General features: G+C 72.5%; 15 protein-coding genes. 7 read left to right on the plus strand and 8 right to left on the minus strand.

Annotated features, from left to right (window positions below):
* Positions 1-8: 8 nt before the first annotated feature.
* The 4 genes from ACPPVO_RS39480 to sthA form a co-directional block, all read right to left on the minus strand.
* A complete protein-coding gene (locus ACPPVO_RS39480; protein ID WP_426503674.1) occupies positions 9-3,113 on the minus strand; it encodes an EAL domain-containing protein in 3,105 nt (1,034 codons plus the stop codon).
* Positions 3,114-3,345: 232 nt separating this feature from the next.
* Complete coding sequence (locus tag ACPPVO_RS39485) at positions 3,346-4,521, minus strand: MFS transporter (RefSeq protein WP_426514783.1); 1,176 nt, start codon at positions 4,519-4,521, stop codon at positions 3,346-3,348.
* Positions 4,522-4,563: 42 nt separating this feature from the next.
* Positions 4,564-6,069 carry an NTF2-like N-terminal transpeptidase domain-containing protein gene (locus ACPPVO_RS39490; protein WP_426503675.1) on the minus strand — a complete coding sequence of 502 codons (1,506 nt, stop codon included), beginning with the start codon at positions 6,067-6,069 and terminating at the stop codon, positions 4,564-4,566.
* A gap of 19 nt (positions 6,070-6,088) precedes the next feature.
* Positions 6,089-7,492, minus strand: a complete 1,404-nt coding sequence (sthA, locus tag ACPPVO_RS39495) for a Si-specific NAD(P)(+) transhydrogenase (RefSeq protein WP_426503676.1) — start codon at positions 7,490-7,492, stop codon at positions 6,089-6,091.
* 61 nt (positions 7,493-7,553) lie between these two features.
* On the opposite strand from sthA, the gene ACPPVO_RS39500 reads away from it, so the two are divergent.
* Both ACPPVO_RS39500 and ACPPVO_RS39505 read left to right on the plus strand, forming a co-directional pair.
* Positions 7,554-8,051: a type II toxin-antitoxin system PemK/MazF family toxin gene (locus ACPPVO_RS39500; RefSeq protein ID WP_426503677.1), complete on the plus strand. Its 498-nt coding sequence runs from the start codon at positions 7,554-7,556 to the stop codon at positions 8,049-8,051.
* A 739-nt stretch (positions 8,052-8,790) separates the two neighbouring features.
* On the plus strand, positions 8,791-10,188 hold the full coding sequence (locus ACPPVO_RS39505) for an IS1380 family transposase (RefSeq protein WP_426503679.1): 1,398 nt from the start codon (positions 8,791-8,793) through the stop codon (positions 10,186-10,188).
* Between the two features lie 146 nt (positions 10,189-10,334).
* Here the strand turns inward: ACPPVO_RS39505 and ACPPVO_RS39510 are convergent, their stop codons facing one another.
* Entirely contained in the window at positions 10,335-10,991 is a 657-nt protein-coding gene (locus ACPPVO_RS39510; protein ID WP_426503680.1) for a hypothetical protein, read from the minus strand.
* A gap of 230 nt (positions 10,992-11,221) precedes the next feature.
* Here ACPPVO_RS39510 and ACPPVO_RS39515 point away from each other — a divergent pair, with 230 nt between their 5' ends.
* Positions 11,222-11,572: an STAS domain-containing protein gene (locus tag ACPPVO_RS39515; protein WP_426503681.1), complete on the plus strand. Its 351-nt coding sequence runs from the start codon at positions 11,222-11,224 to the stop codon at positions 11,570-11,572.
* Between the two features lie 3 nt (positions 11,573-11,575).
* Here the strand turns inward: ACPPVO_RS39515 and ACPPVO_RS39520 are convergent, their stop codons facing one another.
* The 3 genes from ACPPVO_RS39520 to ACPPVO_RS39530 form a co-directional block, all read right to left on the minus strand.
* Positions 11,576-12,223, minus strand: coding sequence for a DUF3159 domain-containing protein (locus tag ACPPVO_RS39520; RefSeq protein WP_426503682.1), 648 nt, complete (start codon positions 12,221-12,223; stop codon positions 11,576-11,578).
* Between the two features lie 80 nt (positions 12,224-12,303).
* On the minus strand, positions 12,304-13,503 hold the full coding sequence (locus ACPPVO_RS39525) for a polysaccharide lyase family 7 protein (protein WP_426503683.1): 1,200 nt from the start codon (positions 13,501-13,503) through the stop codon (positions 12,304-12,306).
* A 106-nt stretch (positions 13,504-13,609) separates the two neighbouring features.
* On the minus strand, positions 13,610-14,719 hold the full coding sequence (locus tag ACPPVO_RS39530) for an aromatic acid exporter family protein (protein WP_426503684.1): 1,110 nt from the start codon (positions 14,717-14,719) through the stop codon (positions 13,610-13,612).
* A 100-nt stretch (positions 14,720-14,819) separates the two neighbouring features.
* On the opposite strand from ACPPVO_RS39530, the gene ACPPVO_RS39535 reads away from it, so the two are divergent.
* The 4 genes from ACPPVO_RS39535 (at position 14,820) to ACPPVO_RS39550 (ending at position 18,585) form a co-directional block, all read left to right on the plus strand.
* Positions 14,820-15,542 carry a tyrosine-protein phosphatase gene (locus ACPPVO_RS39535; RefSeq protein ID WP_426503685.1) on the plus strand — a complete coding sequence of 241 codons (723 nt, stop codon included), beginning with the start codon at positions 14,820-14,822 and terminating at the stop codon, positions 15,540-15,542.
* An 86-nt stretch (positions 15,543-15,628) separates the two neighbouring features.
* Positions 15,629-16,513 (plus strand): septum formation family protein, encoded by an 885-nt coding sequence (locus ACPPVO_RS39540; RefSeq protein ID WP_426503686.1) that lies wholly within the window; start codon positions 15,629-15,631, stop codon positions 16,511-16,513.
* A 119-nt stretch (positions 16,514-16,632) separates the two neighbouring features.
* Positions 16,633-18,201: an ABC-F family ATP-binding cassette domain-containing protein gene (locus ACPPVO_RS39545; protein WP_426503687.1), complete on the plus strand. Its 1,569-nt coding sequence runs from the start codon at positions 16,633-16,635 to the stop codon at positions 18,199-18,201.
* 6 nt (positions 18,202-18,207) lie between these two features.
* Positions 18,208-18,585 (plus strand): hypothetical protein, encoded by a 378-nt coding sequence (locus ACPPVO_RS39550; RefSeq protein ID WP_426503688.1) that lies wholly within the window; start codon positions 18,208-18,210, stop codon positions 18,583-18,585.
* Positions 18,586-18,590 lie beyond the last annotated feature (5 nt).

An 18,590-nucleotide genomic window follows, 5' to 3' on the forward strand; every position in this document is an offset into this window, starting at 1 on the left:
GGGGTGGTTCAGGCCGCGGTGCGACCTCCCCGTTGAGGCCCCGACGCATTATCCGACAACCATTGACTGGCGTCACGGTAGCTCAACGGCCGGGAGAACAAGTAACCTTGACCATGGTCGCAACCCATCGTGACCAGCAGCTCGCGCTCCGCCCCGGTCTCGATCCCCTCGGCGACGACCTGCAGCTTCAGGATCCGGGCCAGCTGCACGATCATGTCGACCACCGCGTGCTGCTCGGTCGAGGAGACCACGGTGTCGATGAAGCTCTTGTCGAGCTTGAGCACGTCGACGGGGAGCCGGCGAAGGTACGACAGCGACGAGAAGCCGGTGCCGAAGTCGTCGATGGCGATGCGCACCCCGGCCTGGCGCAGCGCGGCCAGCTCGGTCGCGACCTCGCCGTCGTCGTGCAGCAGCAGGCTCTCGGTCATCTCCAGCAGCAGCCCGCCGGGCGGCAGGCCCATGCGGTCGATCTCGGCGAGCACCCACTGCGCGAAATCCGGCGAGCGGAACTGCCGGGCCGAGACGTTCACCGAGACGTAGATCTCGTCGCCCGGGTAGGCGATCCGCCACTGCGCCGCCGCGGTGATCGACTGGCTGAGCACCCAGGCGCCGAGCGGGACGATGAGCCCGCTCTCCTCGGCCACCGAGATGAACTCGTCCGGCGGCACCATGCCGCGGGTCGGGTGGTCCCAGCGCACGAGCGCCTCGAAGCCGCGGGTGCGGTCGTCGGCGAGGGTCACGATGGGCTGGAAGTGCAGCAGGAAGGCCTCGTCGGCGATGGCCCGGTCGAGGTCGGCGCGCAGCTTGTGGCGCTCGACGACGGCGCTGTGCAGCGAGGACTCGAAGCGCCGCCAGCGGTCGCGACCGGCGTCCTTGGCCACGTACACCGCGAGGTCGGCGTGGCGCAGCAGCTCCTGCGCGCTGGCCGCCTCGGCGGTGGTCGACACCCCGATGCTGGCGGTGGCGCTCACCGTGCCGTGGGCCAGCTCGAACGGCGCCTTGAAGCTGCGCAGCACCCGCTCGGCGACCCGCTCCACCTCGGCGGAGGTGCCGGCCCGGCGGACCAGGGCGGCGAACTCGTCGCCGCCGAGCCGGGCGACGGTGCCGGCCGCGCCGTAGGAGCCGTCGACGGCCCGCAGCGCCTCGGTGAGCCGCTGCCCGACCGCGACGAGCAGGGCGTCGCCGGCGGCGTGGCCGAAGGTGTCGTTGACGACCTTGAAGTCGTCGAGCTCGATGATGAGCACGCCGACCGTCGCGCCGGTCTCGGCGCCGGAGGCGACCGCCTCCTGGACCCGGGTGAGGAAGACCTCGCGGTTGGGCAGGCCGGTCAGGGCGTCGAAGGTGGCGCGCTGGTACAGCTCCGCCTGCAGCCGGCTGCGCTCGGTCACGTCCCGCAGGGTCACCACGACGCCGCGCACGGTCGGCTCGGCGCGCAGGTCGCGGAAGGTCGCCTCGACCAGCGCCGGCCGCCCGTCGGGGCCGGTCACCCGCAGGTCCTGCCCGGGCCGGTCGCGCTCGGCGCCCGCGTCGACCGGGCGCCGGGGCAGGTCGGCGGGCAGCGCGGCCGGGCGCCGCGCGGGCTCGGCCGCCCGGACCTCGGCGAGGCGCGCGGCGACCTCGTCCGCGCTCTCCCCGGCGAACGCCCCGGGCAGCGCGGTGCCGACGAGGTCGGAGCCGAACAGCGCCTGGGCCGACGGGCTGGCGTACTGCACCAGGTCGTCGTCGCCGACGATGAGGATGACGTCGGCGGTGTTGAGCACGAGGGTCCGGAAGTAGGCCTCGCTGTTGCGCCGCCCCACCTCCTCGCCCAGCGCGATGCGCTCGAGGGCCATCGCGGCCTGGGTGGCGAGGATCTGCGCGGCCTCCTGCAGCCCGACGAGCATCACCTCGTCGGACGCCACGTAGAGCGCCCGCTGCGCGGCCCGCCCGTCGGCGAGGGCCAGCGGGCAGCACAGGGTCACCTCGAAGTCGCCGAGCTCGGCCGCGACCGCGGGGTCCAATGTGGACGTGTACGGCATCGAGACCTTCGGCCCGAGCGCCGGGCCGAGGGTCACGGCGTGGGCGCGCCCGGGCGGCAGCAGCTCGGCCACGGCCGCGCGCACGGTGTCGGCGACACCGTCGGCGTCGTTGGCCATGAGCAGCGCCGCGCCGGCACTGCGCAGGCGCCGTTCACGCTGCACGGTGAGCCGCTGCGCGCGCACGGCCCGGCCGAGCCGGAGCAGGACCAGCCCGGACAGCAGCGCGGACACGGCGGCGATGGCGGCGGCGTCGCGCACCCGGCCTCCCCGCATCTCGACGAACAACACGATCGGAGCGATGAACAGCGACAGCCCGAGCAGCAGCAGGCGGCCGAGCCGCTCGTCGCCGCCGCGCTGCACCTGGGGCTCGGTCAGCTGCCGCATCGAGGGATGCAGCGCCGCGACGCCCCACAGCACGTAGAACGCGGCCCAGCCGATGTCGACCGGCCCGCCGACCGCCCAGTCCCCGGCCAGCTGGCGCAGGCCGTAGCCGACGTCGGAGCTGAGCAGCCCGATCCCGCCGAGCGCCAGCAGCGCGACGGCGGCGTTGAAGCGCACCGAGGCGATGAGCCGGGCCCCGACGAGCAGCACCACGATGTCGGCGAGCGGGTACGCGATGGAGATGCTGCGGTCCAGGGTGGACAGGCTCGGATTGTCCACGTAGGGCCGGATCAGGAAGATGTACGACAGCAGGCCGAGCCCCGCGGTGAGCGTGATCGCGTCGAACAGGCCGCCGGGGTCGCGCCGGACCACGCCGAGGCGGTAGAGCCAGACCATGGCCGCGGCGATGAGGACGTACACCGTGAGGTAGAAGGCGTCCGCGAGCGACGGGAACGCCTTCGCGTGCAGCCTGGTCAGCAGGTCGGCGATGAGGTCGCCGGTGATGAAGCACGCGACCGCGCCGGCCAGCAGCAGCCAGGGCGCGCGCTTGCGCGGCCTGTGCAGGTGTACCCCGAGCAGGACGGCGGCGACGCTCGCGTAGCCGATCGCGGACCACAGCACCGGATGCAGGTTGGGCAGCGCGAAGTTGACGATCACCAGGACCGCCATCGCACCGGCGTACCCCGCCAGCACCCCGCGTGCCGACCCGTTCACCCTCAGCTGCCTTCGTTCGCGATCACCAGCCCCGCCCCGCGCGTCCGCGGCGAGGCAGACGCTACCCAGTTCGCTGCCGATTGAGGAGTACCTGGCAGGATCGTTCCGAGCGGCCCGCACGGCGCTTTTGACGGTGTTTGCGCATTTGGCGAGGTTGATGGTACTGCCCGATGACCGTCATATCTACACCGCGCGATGAACCGTTCTACGTTCGGCAACCAATCGAACGAATTCATTCACGCAATCGTTCACCGTCATTCGCATGAGAAGGAAGCAGCAGGGTGACCGCCAGGCCGACCGTCAGCACGGCCACGCACCATGCGCCCCCGAGGGCCCAGGCGGCGAACAGCAACAGGGCCGAGAGCTCGGTGGCGAGGGCCGCGACCGACGTGACCGTGGCCCGGGCCGCCCCGTCGATGACGGCCTGCAGGCACGCGTCGGCGACGACGAGCACCAGCCGGTACAACCCGTAGAACACGGCCACGAGGACGATCCCGGCCGGGCGGTCGAGCGCGGCCGCCGCGGCGAGGGCCAGCCCGGCGGCGAGCATGAGCCCCGCGAGGCCCCACCCCGCGAACCGTCCGGCCCTCGCGGCGAGGGCGGCGCCCGCGGCCCCGCCGACGGTGATCACGAGCGTGGCGGCCGGGTTGAGCGCGGTGGGCACGCCCCAGTCGTGCACCAGCAGCGGGAAGTACTCCTCAACGGCGTCCAGGCCCGCGAGCGCGGCGAGCACGAGCGCCGCGGTGCGCACGGCCGGGCGCCCGGCCGCCTCGCGCACGCCGTCGCGCAGGGTGGCGAAGTACCCGGAGCCGTCGTCGTCCTCCTCGTTGCCGCCGCCGGGGGCCGTGCGGACCTCGGGCAGCCGGGCGGCGAGAGCGGCGGCGGCGAGGCAGACGGCGACGCTGACCCAGCCGACGAGCGGGTACCCGCCGAGCGGGAACAGCAGGGCGGCGGCGACGGCCGCGGGGACCTGGGCGAGAAGCCCGGCCGCGGTGACCTGGCCGGAGACGCGCACATAGCGGTGCTCGTGCCCGGCGGCGCGCAGCCCGTCGTAGAGCAGCGCCTCGACGGCGCCGCTGGCCAGGGCCCCGCCGAGGCCCCAGAGCACGAACCCGGCGGCGAAGACCGCGAAGGAGGGCAGCGCCGTCCACAGCGCGAACCCGGCCGCCTGCAGCAGCCCCGCCGCGACGAGGTTGACGCGGCGGGAGAACCGGTCGGCCAGGGCCCCGGTGGGCACCTCGGCGACGATCCCGACGGTGGACCAGAGCGCGAACAGCAGCGAGATCTCGCCGCCGGACAGGCCGGTGTCGGTGAAGAGCAGGGCGTACAGCGGATAGAGCGGGACGGCGTCGGACAGCAGCGCCCAGCCGACCCCGCGGCGGCTCAGGCGGCGGACATCGGCGGGCAGCGGTTCAGGGGCGCGGCGTCAACCAAACGGCATGGGGGCACGCTACTTGATCGCGGCCAGGAACGCGTCCGCAATTGGGGCGGCGTCGGCGCCCGTGCCGTCGGTGACGTAGACGCAGTATGCGACCCCGTCGCGAACGCCCAGGCCCAGGTTCGGCGCGGCGAGCGTGCCGGTGACCTTGGCCCCCGGCCGGCCCTTTTCGTCCTTGATGAGCACCGGCTCCTGCCACGTGCCGCGGGACAGCGCCGCGGCGGCCGCGGCCCAGCCCAGCGGCGAGGCGGCGACGCCGTTCGCCTCGGTGCGGCCGGTGAACGCGTCCGCACCGGGATTCCACTTGCCGCCGACGCCGAGGGCGGCCGCGTCCCCGGGCCACGCCGGGCCGTGCACCTCGCCGAGGAAGGCGAGGTTGTACCCCTGGGGGCCCGGACCATTCGCGGCGGCGAGCACGGTCCCGTCGCTGACCCGGATCGCGACCAGCGCCGAGGGCTTCGCGGTGCCGGCGAGGGCGGCGTCGGCGGCCTGCTGCACCTTCACGTCGATCGTCGTGGCGATGACCGCGCCGTCCTGGGCCGGCAGCGTGAACAGCGCCGGGCCCGCCTCCTTGTCGATCGGCACGACGGAGACGCCCGGGAGGCCGCGCAGCTGGGTGTCGTACCGTCGCTGCAGCCCGGTCAGGCCGGAGACGTCGCCGGCCTTGAGCGCCCCGTTGCTCGCGTCGATGATCTCCTTCGTCGCCGGGCCGGAGGTGCCGAGCAGGGCCCGGGCGAACGTGCGGGTCATCGGCAGCGACAGGGTGCCGGCGCGCACCCGCACCCCGGGCGTCGCGTTGAGGTCGACGGCGATCTCGTCGAAGTCGGTCTTGCGCAGCGTCACCAGGTCGACGAACGCGTCGGGCTTGGCCGCCTGGAGCTTCGCGGGCAGCCCCTGCACGTCGACGTCGGCCTGCACCGAGCGGAACACCGAGTCCAGGTGCTGCACCAGGTCGGGCACGTTCGGCACGGCCCGCGGCTCGACGCCGACGTAGACGACGGGCGTCTCGGCGACGATCGGCGTGCCGTCGGCGGCGGCGATCTTCCCGCGCTTGGCCGGGGTCGAGCGCAGCGCCAGGTGCTGGCCGTCCTCCAGCCCGGGGTGGACGGTGCCGGGGCCGAAGTACACCTGCCAGCGCTTGCCGAGCATCCGCGCGTGCACGGCGGTGTCGTAGGTCCACGTGCGCCCGTCCGGAAGCGTCCAGGCGACGCCCACCGACTGGGTCGCGTCGGCCGCCTGGATCTTGGCCTTGCCGTGCGGGGTCAGGGCCGGGCGGCGCGCCGACAGGTCGCCCTCGGTGCCGGCGAGCAGCTCCTTGGCCGCCGCCGCGTCCAGGGCGCGGCCCTGCGGGGTCAGCAGGTCGGGGAAGCCGGTGAAGTCGGCCTTGCGCCAGCCGGCGAGAAAGGCCGTGAACCGGTCGTTCACGGCCTTGTCCGCGTCGTCGTCACAACCGGCCGCCAGGGGCGCGACCAGGGTCAGCGCGCCGAGCAGCAGCAGTATCCCCCGAAGCCTCGTCACGCGCCGACGATAACCCTCCTTATGCCGACAAGCGCGACACGGACCGCATCTTGTTCATTGCGTCAAGCGCGGCAACCTTGTAGGACTCCGCGAGCGTCGGGTAGTTGAAGACCGCGTCCACCAGGTAGTCCACGGTCCCGCCGCAGCCCATCACCGTCTGTCCGATGTGGACGAGCTCGGTGGCCCCGGTGCCGAAGACGTGCACGCCGAGGATGCTGCGGTCCTCGGGCGAGACGATGAGCTTCAGCATCCCGTACGAGTCGCCGATGATCTGGCCGCGGGCCAGCTCGCGGTACCGCGAGATGCCCACCTCGAACGGGATGCTGGCGTCGGTGAGGTCGTCCTCGGTGCGCCCGACGAAGCTGATCTCCGGGATGGTGTAGATGCCGATCGGCTGGAGCTGGTGCATGCCCCGGACCGGCTCGTCGCAGGCGTGGTGCGCGGCCAGGCGGCCCTGCTCCATCGAGGTCGAGGCCAGTGCCGGGAAGCCGATGATGTCCCCGACCGCGTAGATGTGCGGGACCTCGGTGCGGAAGTGCTCGTCGACGTTGATCCGCCCGCGCGCGTCGGCGGCCAGCCCGGCCTTGTCCAGCCCGAGCAGGTCGGCGGCGCCCTGGCGCCCGGCCGAGTACATGACCGTGTCGGCCGCGATGCGCTTGCCGCTGGCCAGCACCGCGACCGCGGTGCGCCCGTGCCGCTCGACGGCGGCCACGGACTCCCGAAAACGGAACGAAACCGACAAATCGCGCAGATGGTACTTCAGCGCCTCGACGATCTCCAGGTCGCAGAAGTCGAGCATCCGCTCCCGCCGCTCGACCACTGTCACCTTGGTGCCCAGGGCCGCGAACATGGAGGCGTACTCGATGCCGATGACCCCGGCCCCGACCACCACCATCGAGTGCGGCACCTTGTCGAGGTTGAGAATGCCGTCGGAGTCGATGATCGTCACGTCGTCGAAGTCGACACTGTCCGGCCGCGCGGGCCGCGTCCCCGCCGCAATAATGATCTTGTCCGCGGTCACGTGCGACTCACGACCCTGGTCGTCCTCGAGCGCGATCGTGTGCTCGTCGGTGAAGCGGCCCGTGCCCTGCAGCAGCCGCACCCGGTTGCGGGCGAGCTGGCTGCGGATAACCTCGATCTCGCGGCCGATGACGTGCGTGGTGCGCGCGCCCAGGTCGCCGACGGTGATGTCCTCCTTGACGCGGTAGCTCTGGCCGTACATCTCGCGCTGGTTGAGGCCGGTCAGGTACAGCACCGCCTCGCGCAGCGTCTTGCTCGGAATGGTGCCCGTGTTGATGCAGACCCCGCCGATCATGTTCCGCCGTTCCACGACGGCAACGCGGCGGTCGAGCTTGGCCGCGGCAATGGCGGCCTTCTGGCCACCCGGCCCGGAGCCGAGCACGAGGACATCGAAGTCGTACATGGTCCACAGTCTCCCCGGCGTGTCCAGGACCGTAAAGGCGCGTCCGGCTATGGTCGTCCGCGTGAAACGTCTTCTTCAGGCCGTGGCCACACGACTGGGTGTACGCCGCCCCGCGCCCAGCACCCCGGCCCCCCGCCCGCGCACGCGCACCCCGCACCCGGTGCCCGGCCCGCCGCCGCAGCGCCACGAGACGCAGAAGCTGCTCGAGTACTCCCCCAACCTGGACGGCGACGCCGACCCGGGCGAGGTCGTCTGGACCTGGGTCGCCTACGAGGAGGACCCGAACCAGGGCAAGGACCGCCCGGTGCTGGTCATCGGCCGCCAGGGGGCGTCGGTGCTGGGCCTGATGCTGTCGAGCCAGTCGGAGCGCGACGGCCAGCGCAACTGGTTCGCCCTGGGCCCCGGCTCCTGGGACCGCGACGAGCGCCCGAGCTGGGTGCGCCTGGACCGCGTCCTGACCGTGGACGCCGACGGCATCCGCCGCGAGGGCGCCGTCCTGGATCGCGACCGCTTCGACCGGATCGCGACCCAGCTGCGCGCCAACTACGGCTGGTCGTAGCCACCGCTTCATTGTTTCGTGGACGCAAGCCGACACTTTAAGCGCATTCAGCGCATTGACGGAACCACGCGATCCCGAAACCGAAGCGCGGCCGACGATGTGGTGTCGTGGCGCGGGACCACCGGCTTCAACCGGCGGTTCCGACGACTTCGGCGCGAGGGCCTCCCGGGCCCGCCACGCAAAGTAGGCGTCCGCCGCCTCGACACTGCCGAACTTGTCGCAAAGCCTCTTGTCGTGCCGCTGCGCAAGCCCCCAGTCGCGATGCCGCTGGTGTTCCTTCCGAAACTTCTCACCACCAGGCGAATAATTACGCCGCCGAGTACCGTCATACATAGCGGTAATTTCGGCCCGACTGAACAACCCCCGCTGCCCCAACACACATTGATTATCCCAAATCACGCCGGAAAACAGGACCCCGTTCCAAATAGCGCAAGACAGGACGGGGACCACCGAATGACGACCCGCCCGAACCCGGCAGCAAACAACGGCCAAGAGGCATAACCGCAAGCAACAACGAAAAGGAACCACGCTTACACATTGCGGGGCCGAAGGCACCGCGCACCATCGGCCGAGCATCGTTCGTCAGCCCCCCGTCCAAGTAAGCAAGGGCCCCCTAGCCTGGCGCGTTCATTAAGGGATGGCCGCGAGGTGGTGCTGGGAACGCGAAAGTGCCCTCTGATCTGGGAAGATAGGACTTGTCTAGGGTCTTATCCATCCCGCTGCAGGGGGCACTCTCAAGGTGAAGGTTACCGGGTTACGTCCCAAGATCGTGGTCAGTGCCGACGGTCGGGGTGTCGTCGGGCATGCCGGTGCCCGGTTGCTGGCCGATCTGGCCGATGCGACCGGGTTGACCACCGGATTCAGTGATGCGCTTGCCTCGTTGCGGGTGCGGGAGTCCGGGCATGACCCGGGCCGGGTCGCGGTCGACCTCGCAGTGCTCCTCGCCGACGGCGGCGCGACGATCGCCGATCTTGCGGTGCTGCGCAACGAGCCGGCCCTGTTCGGGGCTGTGGCGTCGGATCCGACCGCGTGGCGGGTGCTGTCCGATGTGGACGAGGCGGCGTTGGCTCGGCTGCGCGAGGCCAGGGCCGGGGCGCGGGAACTGGCCTGGGCGCAGGCATCCGAGACCCGCACGGGGCTACCGGCCTCCACGGCCGCGGGACAGCCGGTGCCTGGTCTGATCCTCGACGTGGACGCCACGATCGTGATCTGCCACTCGGAGAAGGAATCCGCGACCCGGACGTGGAAGAAGACGTTCGGGTTCCATCCCTTGCTGTGCTTTCTGGACGGGACCCGGGAGGCGCTGTCGGGCCTGTTGCGGGAAGGCCGGGCCGGGTCGAACACCACCGCCGATCACATCGTCGTTCTGGACCGGGCCCTGCAGCAGATCCCGGACGCGCACCGGCACGGCACCCCGATCCTGATCCGGTCGGACTCAGCCGGCTGCACCCAGGGCTTCCTGACCCACATCCGCGCCCTGCGCCAGCACGGGATCGACACCCGGTTCTCCGTCGGCGTGGCGATCACCGAACCGATCCGGGCCGCGATCCGCCAGGCAACCGCCTGGGTCCCCGCGATCGACACCGACGGCGACCTGCGTGAAGGCGCCGAGATCTGCGAGCTCACCGGCCTGGTCCCCGCCGATGGCTACCCGGCCGGGACCCGGTTCATCGTGCGCCGGGAACGGCCGCACCCCGGCGCCCAGTTGTCGCTGTTCGACACCATCGAAGGCCTCCGCCACCAGGCCATGGCCACCGACACCCCCGCCGGCGACGGCAGCATCCAGTTCCTGGAAGCCCGCCACCGCGCCCACGCCCGCGTCGAGGACCGCATCCGCACCGGCAAGGACACCGGCTTCGGCCGGTTCCCATCCCGCGTCTTCGCAATCAACCAGGTCTGGCTCGAACTCGCCCTCACCGGCATCGACCTGCTCGCCTGGACCCAGCACCTCCTCCTGCACGGCGAACTCGCCACCGCGGAACCCAAGAAACTGCGCTACCGACTCCTGCACACCGCCGCCCGGCTCACCCGCACCGCCCGGCAGACCCGACTCCGGATCGCCGAAACCTGGCCCTGGGCAACAGATCTGGCCACCGCGTTCACCCGTCTCACCGCGCTACCCCGCCCGATCGGCTGACACCGGCACCACAACCCGCCCAACACCGCACGGAGGAACCCGGCCAACGCGCCGGGCCGCCACCATACCCATCCGCCCGACCGGCCCGCACAACGATCAACAAACGCTCTCAACCACCATGATCGACTGGTGGCGAAAGACCGAGGCTAGGACTGCGTAACCGCCATAGGCAACATCCGCCCCAGCTCCTCACGCATAGCCGAAGCCGCCGTATCGAAGTCCTCCGCCTTGGTCTCCGCACCCTCCCGAGTGACCACACGCCACGTCCCATCGGAAGACGATGAGAGAGTCGCCCGAGCCGGCTGAATGCCCCGCTCGAAATCCGTGGCGCTGGACGCCGTGAACGTGGCCAGCGCCGGCCGGTGCCGGTGCAGGAAGCGGTCGGCGACGGCCAGGAGCGGCTCCCGCACGTCCGTGTCGGCGGCGATCGGGGTGATGTCGTAGCAGCGGTACGCGCGGGCCGCGACCAGCACCCGGATGCGCTCGGCGTCCAGCAGCACCGCGCCGTCCGCGTGGTCGTCCGCGGTCAGGCCGACCTGGACGAAGCCGCGCGGCCGGTGCAGGCCGGCCGCGACCGCGGCGATCGCCGGGGCCAGCTCCAGGCTGCTGCCGCTGCCCTCGACCGGCGCGGCCAGGTGGCGCAGCAGCAGCGAGCCGACGCCGGCGCTGAGTACGGCGTCGGTGCGGTCGGCGTCGGTGAGGCCCAGCAGGCGCGGGGTCTGACCCTGCCGGTCGCCGCTGGCCAGCAGGAATGACAGCTCGGCGGCGGTCATGCTGAGCTGTTCGGTGGCGGTCCCGTCCATGGCGTCCTCAATCCCGTCGCGCGGCTGTCGGTGGGTCGAAAGTCTCAACGGTTGCGGCGCCCGACGGTCACGCCTCCGTCGCGCTTTGCTGCCGGCGCGGCCAACCGACACGCGTTGGTTTCAAATCTGGCGTGGGATCGCGGAGAGTGGCGGCGGGGGCGGTAACATGCCGCGTGTCCGACGGGAGAGGGACCTCGATTGACGCAGCGTGACAGGCCATGGGGGCGGAAATGACCGACGGGATCGCGACCGGCACCGTTGGTGGGTGCGTGGTGGTCACGCCGGCCGGGGCGCTCGACGTCGCCACCTCGCCGGAGCTGCACGCGCTGCTGCACCAGACCCTCGACGACGGCGAGACGCGGCTGGTGCTCGACCTGTCGCAGGTCGACTTCATCGACTCGACGGCGCTGCGGGTGCTGGTGTCGATCCACAAGCGGCTGCGCGAGAGCGGCGGCTTCGCGGTGGTGTGCCCGCACGCGCGCATCCGGCGCATCTTCGACCTGACCGCGCTCGACCGGGTCCTGACGCTTACCGACACGGTCGACGAGGCCCTGGTCGCGCTGGGTGAGACCCCCCGGTAGAGCTCAGCCGGTCCGGGGGTGGCGGATGCCCGGGTGCTCCGGAGGCAGCGAACGGCGCAGCACCCACCAGCTCACCGCCAGGCACGCGGCGACCAGCGGCCAGGTCAGCACCGTCTGCGCCGCGGCCAGCCACAGCACGGCCCCGGCCAGGTAGAGCGGGATGAACACGGCCAGGCGGACGAGGTACTGCAGCACCCACACCCAGCTGGCGCGCTGATAGGCCCGCAGCAGGTCGGGGTCGGCCCGCCACCGGGTCTTCTGCCCGAGCACCGTGCCGACCACCACGCCGAGCAGCGGCCAGCGGACCAGGATGCTCGCCGCCCAGGCGAGCGCGGACACGGCGTTGGTCAGCACCCGGACGCCGAAGAAGTCCTCGGCCCGCCCGGTCCGCAGCGCCACCAGGGCGCCGGCGCAGACCACCAGGAGGCTCAGGACGGTGCCGACCGGCCGCCGGCGCTCCGCGAGCCGCCACCCGGCGACGGCCGCCCCGGCCAGCACCGCGACGCCCGCGCCCCAGGGGATCGAGTGCCCGCCGGCCAGCCACCCGGCCGCGAACGCGAGCAGCGGCACCGCGGTCTCCACGGCCGAGCGCCAGCCGCCCAACAGGTCGGCGAGCGTCTCCCCCGCGACCTGTTCACCTTCGCGCGCCATCGATCCCCCGCCTCGCCCGCCACCCACAGAACGAAGGTAAGCCTGCCCTACCGGGCGCGGGCGAGGCAAGGGAGCGTATCTCAGCCGTGACTCACGGTCAGCGCGTAGAACTTGACCTTCGCGCCGTTCGTGGTGCTGTCCGACGAGGACTGGTTGTACGAGCCGGCCTTGAAGTACATGCCGTACTGGTTGAACGACGACGGGATCGCGTAGCTCGTCGTGCTGCCGTTGACCGTCAGCTTGATCGTGTTGCCGCCGGAGACCGCGATCACGTAGCTCCACTGCACGCCGAGCGGCACGTTGCCCACGGTGTGCAGGGTCTGGCCGCCGTCCGGGGAGTTCTCGGTGCCCAGGACGATGTCGCCGTTGGGCCGGTAGTACAGCTCCAGCAGCGGCTTCGTCGAGGAGCCGCCCGTGCCGAGGTGGATCTGCCCGACGCACACGTTCTTGGTCACCGAGGGGATGCGCAGCGTCGCGGAGAGCTTGTGCGAGCCCGCGAGCCGCCAGTCGGCCGCGCTGCCGTCGGCGTTCATCTCGCGCAGCTCGGAGCGCGCGTAGTTGGAGTTCGGGGTGGTCACGCCCTTCTCCGGCGCCCAGAAGGTCATCGAGCCGTCGGTCTTGTCGGTGAAGAAGTACGCCGGGTTGACGTACCCGTTCGCCCCCTTCAGCTGCGAGGGCGGGATCTGGGTCGGCGAGCCGGGGCTGCCCGTCGGCAGCTGCAGCTGCCAGATCGACAGGTCGAAGTTCCCGCCCGGCGCCACGTTCGGGTTGAGGCCCGCCGACGGCGTGGTCGGGGTGGTGGTACCGCCGGGCAGCGTCCACGCCTGGTTCGCCGCGCCCGTGCAGGTCCAGATCTGCAGGCGGGTACCGTTCGCGGAGCTCTGGCCGGTCGCGTCGAGGCACTTGCCCGAACCCGTGTTGACCAGCGCCGGGCCGCTGGCCGTCCACTGCTGGGCCGCGCTGCCGTTGCAGTCGTAGAGCTGGATCTTGGCCCCGTTGGCGGTCCCGGCCGCCGTCACGTCGAGGCACTTGCCGAGCGCCCGGATGCTGTTGTCGGCGTTGCCGGCGGTCCAGCTCTGGGCGGTGGTGCCGTTGCAGTCGTACAGCTGGATCGCGGCCCCGTTGGCCGTGCTCGCGCCGGCCACGTCGACGCACTTGCCGCCGAGCCCGGTGATCGGCCCGGCGGTCGCCGCCGTGGCCGCGGTGACCCCGAGGACGCCGAGCGTTCCGGCGACCGCGGCGGCGGTGAACCCGATGAGAATCTTGGAGCGGCGCTTCATGGGCGGTCCTTGCCTGTTGCTAATTGGCAGAGTGGCTGCCAATAAACGCCTCCATCGATGTCTTGTCAACCGTCCACGGTCGCTTTAAGGCCGTTTTCACAGGTCGTTAAGGTTCGCGGCGCGGCAGCGGGCCCGGGTCGATGAGCGCCTCGGCGTCGTCGCCGGCGATGTCCTGGCGCAGCTGGTCGAGCCGCCCGAGCAGCGACACCGAGTCGAGGGCGGCCAGCGCGGTCGGGAACACGGTGAACACGCGCTCGGCCGCGGCGATGAGCTCCGCCCGCAGCGGTCCGTCGTCGACCTCCTGGCCGTCGAGACGCTGCCCGAGCAGCACGCCCAGCCGGTCGAGCAGCGCCCGCAGCGTGTCGCGGTCCAGGGCCGGGACCGACCCGGGCCGGTCGTAGAGGCGGTCGGCGGCCAGCGCGACGGCCCGCACCTGCAGGGTGATGCGCACGAGCCAGAGCTGCTCCCGGCGGACCTGGTCGACGTCGCGGCGCAGCCGGCGCGTGAACAGGTTGAGCAGCGTGATCTCCTCCACCCCGGCGACCGTGGCGGCCGCCTCCGCGCCGGCCTCGTTGAGCTTGCGCGACTTCGGGATCCAGTCGTGGCGTTCGCCGGGCTCCAGCGGCGCCGGCGCGTCCGCGCGGGTGCCCAGCTCGTCGGCGATCCCGCGCAGCACCCCCACGCAGGCGTACCCCCACGAGTGCAGGGTCTCGCGGATGCGCGCGATGCGGGGCCGCTCGGGCACCACGACCGCGATGGTGAGCCCCACCACGGAGCCGATGGCCACGTCGATGAAGCGCCACTGGCCGTACCCCTTGGCCACCGGCGCCAGCAGCAGCACCACGAGGGTGGCGATGGTGAGCTGGTTGCGGGCGAGCGGCGTGTTCGTGATGTGCCGGGCGACCGCGAGCGCGGCGAACGCGGCCAGCGCCAGCGACCACCAGGTGAGCCCGAGCAGCTGCGTCCAGGCGCTGGCCAGCGCGGTGCCGACGAGGTTGGCGAAGAGCAGCTGCACGCCGGTGGCGATCGAGCCGTACACGCTGGCCTGTAGCGTCAGCACCGCCACGACGGGCGCGAAGATGACGGCCACGTTGTCGCCGAGCTGCCGGGCCAGCATCCACGCGATCGTCGCCGCGGCGGTGGTCTTGGCGATGGTGAGCCAGCTCGGCTTGCTCTGCGGCACGCTGGCGAGCAGCGTCCCGAGGGGCTCGGTCACGACTTCGTGCGGTCTACGCGCCACGCCTCGATCCTCTCAAAACGTGACGCCCGCGCCGCGGGGAAGCGGTCAAGCACACGCGCGGGTTAAGGTCCAAGCCGTGCGGAACTACGACCACCCCAACCTCTTCAACTTCCGCGATCTCGGCGGCTACGCGACGGCCGACGGGCGGGTCACCCGCTGGCGGCGGCTCTTCCGGTCCGACTCGCTGAGCCGGATCGACCCGGCCGACGCCGCCTCGTTCACCGCGCTCGGCGTGCGGACCGTCATCGACCTGCGCCGCCCGCGGGAGGTCGAGCGCGACGGCCGGGTGCACGCGTTCCACGGGCTGACCTACCACCACCTGCACCCGGTGCACGCGGAGTGGGAGGAGGCGACCGACGCCGCCGAGACCAGCGATGCCCGCTGGCTGGCCAACCGCTACCTGGACCTCGCCGAGCACGGCCGCGCCGCGATCACGGCCGCGGTCGAGGTCATCGCCGACGCCGACAACGCGCCGGTCGTCGTGCACTGCGTCGCCGGCAAGGACCGCACCGGGGTGGTGTCCGCGGTGACGCTCGGGGCGCTCGGCGTGCCCGACGACGTGATCGCCGAGGACTACGCGCTGACCCAGGGCGCGACCGAGCGCAGCATGCAGTTCCTGCGCCGGCTCAACCCCGAGGTGGCCAAGATGCCCACGCGGTGGCTGGCCTCCCCGGCCGAGACCATGCAGCTGTTCCTGGCCGACCTGCGGGAGCGGCACGGCTCCGTCCGCGCGTACCTCGCGCTGCCCGACGCCACCTACGCCCGCCTCGAGGAGCACCTGCTCGAGCGGCCGGCCTGACCCGGCCCGTCGGCTGTTCGGTTGATTCCCGTTCGCACGAGAAGTTGACATAGTGCCCCTCGCAATATTCGCGGGGGAGGCAAACGATGAAGCGGATCGCGCTGCTGGCGTGCGCCGTGGCGCTGGTCGCCGCGGCCGCCGGCTGCGGCCCGGCCCGGGCCGGCGACGGCGACCTGGTCGACGACTGGGCGATGCTCGCGGCGGCGAAGGTCCCCGAGCCCGCGGCCGGCGCGTGCTGGACGACGACGGCGACGAACGTCGGGGACCTCGGCTATGTCGTGCTCAGCCGGCAGCCGTGCGACATGGACCACGTCGTGGAGACGGTCAGCGTCGGGCACTTCACCGGCGACGCGGCCAAGGGCTCGAGCCGCCCCAAGGGGGCGGCGCTGGCCGCGGCCTGGACGGACTGCGACAAGGCGGCCGGCGACTACCTGGGCGGCGAGTGGCAGTCCGCGCGGGTGTTCGTGGTCGTCAACCCGCCGAGCGACCGGCAGTGGGACGGCGGCGCGCGGTTCTACCGCTGTGACATCGGCGCCCTGCGCTCGGAGGCGGGCACGCTCGAGCCGCGCAAGGCCACCATGAAGGGCGCGGTCGCCGGCGACCTCAAGCTGGGCTGCGGCACGCTGGTCGGCACCACCCAGAACAGCTGGGACGACATCACGCCGGCGGCCTGTACCGACGCGCACGACGCGGAGTACGTCGGCACGGTGTCGAGCCCGGTCAAGGAGTACCCGGCCGACGAGAAGGCGTACGACGCGGCGTTCGGCAAGTCGTGCGAGACCAAGATGCTGTCCTACATCGGCATGAGCCACACGAGCTGGGGATCGCAGAAGGCGCTCTACTACGGGTACTGGATGACCGGCGACGAGGACGAGTGGGCCGCGGGCAACCACAGCGCCCGGTGCTACGCGATGATCGACAAGAAGAAGATCAACCGTTCGCTCAAGGGCGCCGGGGACGGCCAGGTGTAGCGGAACTCCCCCGGGACCGGTTATCTTGGAGGCGATGTGATCACCAGACCTTCCCGCGCCCGCGCCTGAGGACCCCATGTGCCCGGCGGGCGGAAGCGTCTACCCGACGGTGGTCCACCTTGTCTCGACAGCCCCTGCTCGCCCATGACCTCGTGCGCACCTACGGCACCCGCCGCGTGCTCGACGGCGTCTCCCTCACCGCCGCGCCCGGCCGCCGCATCGGCCTGATCGGCGAGAACGGCACCGGCAAGTCGACGCTGCTGCGGCTGCTGGCCGGGGCCGAGGAGCCCGACGGCGGCACCGTCACGCGCCCGGCCGACCTCGGCCACCTGCACCAGGAGATGCCGTTCGACCCGGCCGCGACCGTGGCCGACGTCGTCGCCGACGCGGTCCGCGAGGCCCGCGAATGCCTGGCCGCCATGGACGCCGCGCTCGCCGCCGGCCGCCTCGACGACTACGCCGGGCTGCTGGAGCGGGCCCAGGAGATCGACGCCTGGGACGCCGACCGGCGGGCCGGGATCGTCCTGGACGGGCTGGGGCTTTCGGCGGTACCGCACGATCGGAGCCTCTCCACCCTCTCCGGCGGGCAACGCGGACGCCTCGCGCTCGCGGCCCTGCTCGTGCGCCGACCGGCCGCGCTGCTGCTGGACGAGCCGACGAACCACCTCGACGACGCCGCCGCCGCGTTCCTGGAGGAGCAGCTGCGGGGCCTGCCGGGCGCGGTCGTCCTCGCCAGCCACGACCGGGCGTTCCTCGACGCGGTCTGCACCGACCTGGTCGACCTCGACCCGGCCGTCGACGGCCCGGTGCGCTACGGCGGCGGGTACTCGGCCTACGTGGCCGAGCGCCACGCCGAGCGGGAGCGCTGGGAGCGCCGCTTCGCCGAGGAGCAGGAGGAGCTCGGCGACCTGCGGCGCGCCGTCTCCGTGACCGCGCACCAGGTCGCCCACAACCGGCCCAAGCGCGACAACGAGAAGATGAACTTCGGCCGCACCACCGGCCGCGTCGAGGGCCAGATCTCCCGCCGCGTCCGCAACGCGACCCGCCGGCTGGACACGCTCACCCGCGAGCAGGTCCGCAAGCCCCCGCCGCCGCTGCGCTTCCGCGCCCGGGCCCTCGCCACCGAGGCCGAGGGGCTGCTGGTGGCGCTGCGCGACGTGCACGTGCCGGGCCGGCTGACCCTCGACCGGCTCGACATCCCGGCCGGCGACCGGCTCCTCGTCACCGGCGCCAACGGCACCGGCAAGTCGACGCTGCTCGCGGTCCTCGCCGGGCGGCTCCCGTCCGCGGGCGTGCAGCGGCGGCCGGGCCTGCGCGTCGGAATGCTCGCGCAGGACACGGCCTTCGACCGCCCGGACCGCACGGCGCTGGCCACCTACCGGGCGGCGCTCGGGGAGGAGCGGGCGGAGGCGGTACCGCTGCGCAGCCTCGGCCTGCTCGCCCCGCGCGACGCCGCGCGGCCGGTCGGCGAGCTGTCCGTGGGCCAGCGCCGCCGGCTCGACCTGGCCCTGCTGATCGCGGACCCGCCCGACCTGCTGCTGCTCGACGAGCCGACGAACCACCTGTCCCCCGCGCTCTGCGACGAGCTCGAGGAGGCGCTCGCCACCGGCCCGGGCGCGTTCGTGGTCGCCAGCCACGACCGCTGGCTGCGTTCGCGCTGGGCGGGCCGGGCGCGGCAACTAGGCTGAGCCGCGATGGTGGCGATCGACACGGTGTACGCGCGGCTGCGCTGCGCCCCGGACGGCGTCGGATACCTCCTGTCCGTCCTGTGGCAGCTCGACCCGGACCCGCCCGCGGACCCGGCCCCGGCGCGGCTGCAGCGCGACGTGGCCGAGATCGTCGCGGACATCGCGGTGCACTGGCCGCAGCGCGCGATGTTCGCGGGCGTGCGGCTCCTGGAACGCCTGGGGCAGGTGCGGCTGGAGCACGACGACACCTACGTCCTGGCGATGGTCTCGGCCCTGGCGACCGCCGCGACCCGGAGCCGCGGCGGGCCGCGATCCGCGCCGACGGGGAGCTGCGCACCGCGCTGCTGTGGCGCGTCTTCGAGGTCGAGGGCGGCGGCGAGGTGAGCCTG

Origin of the sequence: Dactylosporangium sp. McL0621 (assembly GCF_049995355.1) — a bacterium.
GTDB lineage: Bacteria > Actinomycetota > Actinomycetes > Mycobacteriales > Micromonosporaceae > Dactylosporangium.